Source organism: Micromonospora sp. PLK6-60 (assembly GCF_019890675.1).
In the GTDB taxonomy this organism is placed as follows: Bacteria; Actinomycetota; Actinomycetes; order Mycobacteriales; family Micromonosporaceae; genus Micromonospora.
This window is the reverse complement of record NZ_JAIOAA010000042.1, coordinates 1-1871: the sequence shown is the minus strand read 5'-3', so window position 1 is coordinate 1871 and position 1871 is coordinate 1. Positions and strand designations below refer to the sequence as shown.

General features: G+C 68.6%; 2 protein-coding genes. One reads left to right on the top strand and one right to left on the bottom strand.

Going from position 1 to position 1871, the window contains the following annotated elements; all coding sequences use genetic code 11:
- Positions 1 to 90: 90 nt before the first annotated feature.
- The gene (locus K7640_RS29775; RefSeq protein ID WP_308042869.1) at positions 91 to 1209 is read left to right on the top strand and encodes an IS630 family transposase; all 1119 of its coding nucleotides are present in this window, start codon (positions 91 to 93) and stop codon (positions 1207 to 1209) included.
- 31 nt (positions 1210 to 1240) lie between these two features.
- On the opposite strand, the gene K7640_RS29770 is transcribed toward K7640_RS29775, so the two are convergent.
- The gene (locus K7640_RS29770; protein WP_308042867.1) at positions 1241 to 1750 is read right to left on the bottom strand and encodes a GNAT family N-acetyltransferase; all 510 of its coding nucleotides are present in this window, start codon (positions 1748 to 1750) and stop codon (positions 1241 to 1243) included.
- Positions 1751 to 1871 lie beyond the last annotated feature (121 nt).

Below are 1871 nucleotides of genomic sequence, written 5' to 3'. Positions count from 1 at the left end.
CTAGTGCCGTGACCACGAACGTTCACGGTGTTGGTTGACACGCCGGCTGGCCTGTCGGCCGAGCGGCGTGGCGGCGGTCAGGCTGTGGCGGTGGCAGATCCTGTACGCGTGCGGCGGCTGAGTGATCAGGAAGGTCAGCAGCTGCTCAGAATCACCCGCCGGGGAACCGGTTCACCGATCCGACTGCGACGGGCGATGGTCGTGCTCGCCTCGGCCGGCGGGAATACGGTGCCGGCGATCGCCCGTCTGGTGCAGGCCGATGAGGACACGATCCGGCAGGTCATTCACCGGTTCAACGAGATGGGGATGGCCAGCCTGGACCCTCAGTGGGCGGGTGGCCGTCCCCGCCTGATCAGTCCTGACGAAGAGCAGTTCATCGTCGAGACGGCCAACACCCGCCCCGAGAAGCTGGGGCGGCCGTTCACCCGGTGGAGCATCCGTAAGCTCGCCGATCACCTGCGGGTTCATGCCACTCGCCGGGTCCGGGTGGGGCGGGAGCGGCTGCGGCAGATCCTGCACCGGCACCGGATCACCTTCCAGCGGACCAAGACGTGGAAGGAGTCCACCGACCCGCAGCGCGAAGCCAAACTCGCCCGGATCGAGTACGTCAGCAGCCACTTCCCGCAGCGGGTGTTCGCCTTCGACGAGTTCGGACCCCTCGTGATCCGCCCTCAGGCCGGAGCCGGGTGGGCACCGGCCGGGCACCCGCACCGGCTGCCCGCGAACTACCACAAGCTGCACGGGGTCCGGCAGTTCCACGGCTGCTACTGCGTCGGCGACGACCAGCTCTGGGGCGTCGTCCGACGTCGCAAGAGCGCCGCGAACACCCTCGCTGCCCTCAAGTCGATCCGCGCCGCCCGCCCGGACGGGGCGCCGATCTACGTGATCCTGGACAACCTGTCCGCGCACAAAGGCCGAAAGATCCGGGCGTGGGCGGCCCGGAACAAGGTCGAACTCTGCTTCACTCCGACCTACGCCTCCTGGGCCAACCCGATCGAGGCCCAGTTCGGGCCCCTACGCACCTTCGTGATCGCCGGTGCGGACCACCCCAACCACCCCGCGCTGACCCGGAGACTGCAGGCCTACCTGCGCTGGCGCAACGCCAACGCCCGCCACCCGGACGTCCTGGCCGCGCAACGCCGCGAACGCACCCGCATCCGCAGCGAACGCCAACGACGCTGGGGCCAACCCGCCACCCGCGTAGCCTGACCCAAGACTCCAAGCGTTCTCGTTCACAGCATCAGCGACGGCGCTGCACGTCGCGGATCATGCGAATCTCCCGCACGCCGTCCTCGACCTGGGCCGTCCCGTCGGCGACGAAGCCATGCTTGCGGTAGAACGCCTGCGCGCGAGGGTTCGGATCGGCTACCCACAGCCCCGCCGACTCCGCCGGCTCGATGACGGCCTGCAACAACGCACCCCCAGCACCCGTGCCGTGATTGGCCGCATGCACATAGAGCACATACAGTTGCCTCGCCCACGCCGCCGCAGCGTCCAGCGGCGGCCCCGACATCGCGATCCCGATCAACTCGCCGTCCCGCTCGGCCACAGCCGCCCGGTTCCCGCGATATCGCTCATCGGTCAAAGCGGCAGTCCAGAACCGCTCCCGAGCAGCGGGGAAACTCGGATCATCAAGGACCGCATCCGACATGAGTCCCCGATACGTCTCCTGCCAGCACCGAACATGCACACACGCCATCTGGGCGACGTCCTCGACCCGGGCCGAGCGAACAGTCAGCGAGGAACCCACCGCCGAATCGTAGGCCGCGCCAGATACTTGCCGAACCCGATTCCTGGCGGCGACCCGCTCGGCCGTCAGCCCGGGCGCCGTGTCACCCAACACCGTCAACGTTATTGGTCACGGCACTAGC